The 4,056-nt window shown below is 72.2% G+C and carries 4 protein-coding genes; 1 reads left to right on the forward strand and 3 read right to left on the reverse strand.

The genetic code is table 11. The annotated features are described in order from the left end of the window. A partial coding sequence (locus tag VGR37_17260) for a hypothetical protein (GenBank protein ID HEV2149160.1) occupies positions 1-438 on the forward strand: 438 nt, incomplete at its 5' end. A 128-nt stretch (positions 439-566) separates the two neighbouring features. Here VGR37_17260 and VGR37_17265 read toward each other — a convergent pair. The 3 genes from VGR37_17265 to VGR37_17275 all read right to left on the reverse strand — a co-directional run. Beyond that, the gene (locus VGR37_17265; GenBank protein ID HEV2149161.1) at positions 567-2,747 is read right to left on the reverse strand and encodes a carboxypeptidase-like regulatory domain-containing protein; all 2,181 of its coding nucleotides are present in this window, start codon (positions 2,745-2,747) and stop codon (positions 567-569) included. A gap of 109 nt (positions 2,748-2,856) precedes the next feature. Next, a complete protein-coding gene (locus VGR37_17270) occupies positions 2,857-3,546 on the reverse strand; it encodes a redoxin domain-containing protein (protein HEV2149162.1) in 690 nt (229 codons plus the stop codon). 57 nt (positions 3,547-3,603) lie between these two features. Continuing rightward, positions 3,604-4,056 (reverse strand): thioredoxin family protein (locus VGR37_17275; protein ID HEV2149163.1); only part of this gene is annotated, 453 nt, incomplete at its 5' end.

Consider the following 4,056-nt stretch of genomic DNA (forward strand, 5'->3'; position numbering starts at 1 on the left):
GCCGGAGCGGCCCCGCGTCGTCCGTTCGGGAGCCCGTTCTCCCGCTCCTTTCACCGGACCCGGATCGCGCGCGTGGTCGTCCTGCTGAGCCTGCTCCTCTTCCTCGCCGCCGCCGCGGGGCTGCTCGCGCTCCTCGGCCGCCTCCTGGCGGCGCTCCTCCGCGCCGGGCTCGCCGCGGCGGAGAAGACCCACAACGACAACCTGCTGGAGGCCAGCCTCCAGCGGGGCGACCTCACCGCGCTGGCGGAGCGCAGGGCGGAGGCGAAGTCGCTCCGCCACGCGCGTGCGCGGGCCGGGGGGCTGGCGCTGCTCTGGGCCGCGCTGGTCGTGGTGCCGCCGCTGGTGGGGGCGGGGCAGGAGGTGTACGCGCTCTCGTCCCTGCTCTGGCTCCTCCCCGGACGTCCCGTGCTCCCCCGCCGCCCCGCCTCCCGCCCGTAGGACGCTCTTCTCCCGGTCTCCGTGGTGCGCCCGCGTGGACAAATGGATGGATCCTGTTGGCAATTCGACCCAACGCTGCGTCGCGGGAGGAATGACCGGACGGTATCCGATCCCCTTCGCACGTCGCACTACCTGGCCAGCGGATGCGGCCGGAGCTGGAACTTGATCGCCTTGCTGGTGGTCCCCTTGCCGCCCTCCATGTGGAAGGGGGTGCGGGTGCTGACGGAGGCCCAGAGACCGCGCCCCTTCCAGCCGGCGTCCGGGTCGTCGATGCGGCCGTCCAGCCACTTGGTGTAGAATCCCATCGGGTAGGGGACGCGCAGGACGACCCACTTCCCGTCCTTGAGGACGAGGAGCCCCTCGGACTGGTTCCCGGTGTTGATCGGCACGTTCGCGCCGAGCCCGAGCGTGTTGAACTGGTCCACCCAGGTGTAGTAGCTCCCTTCGCCGCTCCCCGGGCTGGTGACGTTGCCGAGCTGCGGGAGGGGCTCGGCGTAGAAGGTCCACCCCTCCGGGCAGTGCTGGCCGGTGGCGGTGGGGCCGTTCAGCGGACCGCGGCACTTGCGCCGGTCGAAGCTGGCCATGTGCCCGCTCGCCAGGGCGGCCCAGTACACGCCGTTCCGGTCCACGTCGCCGCCGCGCGGGGAGAAGCCCTGGTTCGCGACGGCCGGGTTGTCCCACGGCACCTCGAAGACCTCGGTGAGCGCGGTGTGCGGCGGGTTCGAGCCGGGGCTCAGCCGGATGATCGCGCCGGGGAACCCGAACGTCGTCCCCCACACCGATCCGTCCGGCGCCGGCGCCAGCGCGTACACCCCGCCTCCGTACTGCCCGGTGCTGATGCGCTTGTCCTTGCTGGGATCCAGGGGCGCGTTCGGCTCCACGTACTCGTCGCGGCGGCCGTTCCCGTTGGTGTCCAGGACCAGCGCGGTCCATCCCTGCGCCCTTTCCTCGTCGCCCGTCTCGTCCCACAGCCTGGTGTTGAACCACCCCACCACCGGCCCGCCGCCGCTCATCCAGAGGGTGCTGTTGGCGTCCTCGGCGAACATCAGGTGGTGGGTGCCGAAGCAGGTGCCGACGTGCTTCATCTCCTTCGTCCCCGGGTCGTACACCGCCAGGTGGCGGCCCGAGTTGTTGAGCGGGAAGAGGCGGGCCGACGGATGGCTCGACCCCTCCTTGCAGAAGGCCGGGTTGGCCGGCGGACGAACCCTGGAGGTGATCCAGACGCGCCCCTTCTCGTCGAGCATCGGGTTGTGCACGTTCGCCCGGCTGGTCCAGATCGCCTCGGTTCCCCAATACGGCGAGGGGACCGCGACCTCCGCCGGCGCCGCGAGCGGGGTGCTCGGGTCGCGGACCGTCACCGGGATCCGGCTCGCCGTATGGGTCTTCGGGTCGAGCACGGGCATGTAGTCGGCGCTCGCCTCGAGCACGGCGTAGACCGGGCCGTTGGCGTTGACGGTGGGATTGCGGCGGTCGGTGGAGACCAGGTCGTGCAGGTACGCCTTCGGATCGGCCCAGTCCCACATTGTGATGACGACGTTCCGCTCGATCCCCTGCGGGCGGGGCGGCGTGGGCGGGACCTCGCCCGCCGCGATCCGGTCGGTCCAGTCGGCGAACATCCGCAGCGTGCGCGGCGCGCCCATCGCGTGCACCATGGAGATCATCGCACCTCCGACCTGGCCGACCTTCAGCCGGTGCTCCCACGCCTTCACGGAGGAGTCGAAGTTGCCGAGCGCGGGATGCAGCTCGCGCGTCCCCTCGCTCCCCATCTGATGGCAGCCCAGGCAGGCGTTGTTCTTCACGAACCGGACGTACTCCGCCTGGCTTTTGAAGTTCGGGTTGATCCCGTTCCCCTCCGGGCCGGTGCCGGGGAACTCGCTCTCGGCCGGGACCTTGATCAGCGAGAACCAGTACCCGGCCGGGTAGTACTCCGCCGCGGCGCGCGGATTCGGCGCGGGGGTCGCCTGCAGGTTCAGCGTCGTCCCGGGCTCCGCCCGCTGCTTCGGCGAGTCTACCAGCCCGTACCCACGCACCCAGACGTCGTAGCTCGCCTGCGGCAGGTCGGGGAGGAGGTAGCGCCCCTGGTCGTCGGTTACCACGATCCTGGCGAACTTCGTCGGGAGGTCGGAGGTCTCGGCGATCACCCACACCCCCGCCTCGGGGCCGCTCGCCCCCGTCACCACCCCCGCGATGTCGTCGCGATCGATCGTCGTCCCGCCGGGGGCGCGCTGCGCGCCGTGCGTGCAGGCCGCCCAGAGCAGCGCGGAGGCGGCCACCGTCGCGCCAGCGAAGAGTGCCTTCGTCGTCTTCATCTGCCAGCTCCCTTGATGATGTTTCGCCGCATTCCGCACGACCAGCCGATGAATACGACGTCGCCGGGCGTCAGGTGGTTGCCTTCGGCGTGTCGGGCGTCAGGCACGCTCAGTACTTCACGTCGCAGCCGTAGGGCTGCGTCTGCGCGACCGCGATGGAGTTCCCCGCGAGGCCGGCGTCGAGCGCGGCGCGGACGTAGTTCGTCGCCCCCGCGATGTCCTTGGCCTTGGACGACGGCTTGTCGTCGATGGCGCCCGCGTACCGCAGCACCCCCTGCGGGTCGATGATCGCGTACTGGGGCGTGTTCCGCGCGCCGTAGAGCCGCCCCAGCGTGCCGGCCGTGTCGCGGACCACGCCGGTCGGCGCCGCGCCCTTCTCGCGCGTCAGCCGGTCCGCCTCCGCCGCCGTCGTGAAGCCTTGCTTTCCGGGCGCGGAGGAGACGACCGAGAGCCACACGACGCGGTTCGCGTAGTCGCGCTGCATCGCCTGGGTGTTGCCGGGACGGCCGTCGACGGCTTTGTAGTGCTTCTTCGTGTACGGGCAGTCGTGGTTGACCCACTCGAGCACGACCCACTGGCCCCGGTAGGCCTCGAGCGAGTGCGAGGCGCCGCGCGTGTCGACCGCGGCGAACGCCGGAGCGGGCGCGCCGACCTTCGGTGCCGCCGCACTCAGGTCGGCGCTCGTCGGCGCGCCGGTGTCGGTGTCGTCGGTCGCGGCGGCAACCGCCACCGCGGCGAGTGCGATGGCGCCGACGCCGAGGAGGAGGGGCTTGATCGGGAGTCGCTTCGAGAGAGACATGGTGCGGTTCCTGGGTGCGAGGGGATGAAGGGGTGGAGTCGGGCGCGGCCGCGGCGGTCAGCGTGCGGGCGCCGCGGAAGGAGTGGGCGCGCGGCCGGCCGCGGCGGCGTCCAGCGCACGCGTGACGATCCCCGGCGTGAGGAGCGTCGGGAGGACGGCCGGCGCCGCGGCGCGGTCGCGGCCATAGAGCACGACGAACGGCACGCTGTTGCGACTGAACGCCGCGAGGGCGCGCGTGACTGACGGGTCGCGCGTCGTCCAGTCGGCGCGGAGGAGCGCGACGTCGTGCGCGCGCAGCGACGCGCGGACCGTGTCCGAGCCGAAGGCGACGCGCTCGTTCACCTTGCAGGTGAGACACCAGTCGGCCGTGAAGTCGAGCAGCACGACGCGACCGCTGTCGCGCAGCGCCTCGAGCGCCGCCGCGCTGTACGGCTGCCAGGGGAGCGCACCCGCGGCCTGGCTCGGCGGGATCGTTGCGTCCACCGCCGCGGCGCGCGGCGGCGCCGAGCT

This window comes from Longimicrobiaceae bacterium (genome assembly GCA_035936415.1).
Lineage (GTDB): Bacteria > Gemmatimonadota > Gemmatimonadetes > Longimicrobiales > Longimicrobiaceae > JAFAYN01.

Excerpts from the sequence above, each read along its gene's own strand:
- VGR37_17265 (HEV2149161.1), bottom strand. The coding sequence starts at position 2,747 with ATGAAGACGACGAAGGCACTCTTCGCTGGCGCGACGGTGGCCGCCTCC.
- VGR37_17270 (HEV2149162.1), bottom strand. The coding sequence starts at position 3,546 with ATGTCTCTCTCGAAGCGACTCCCGATCAAGCCCCTCCTCCTCGGCGTC.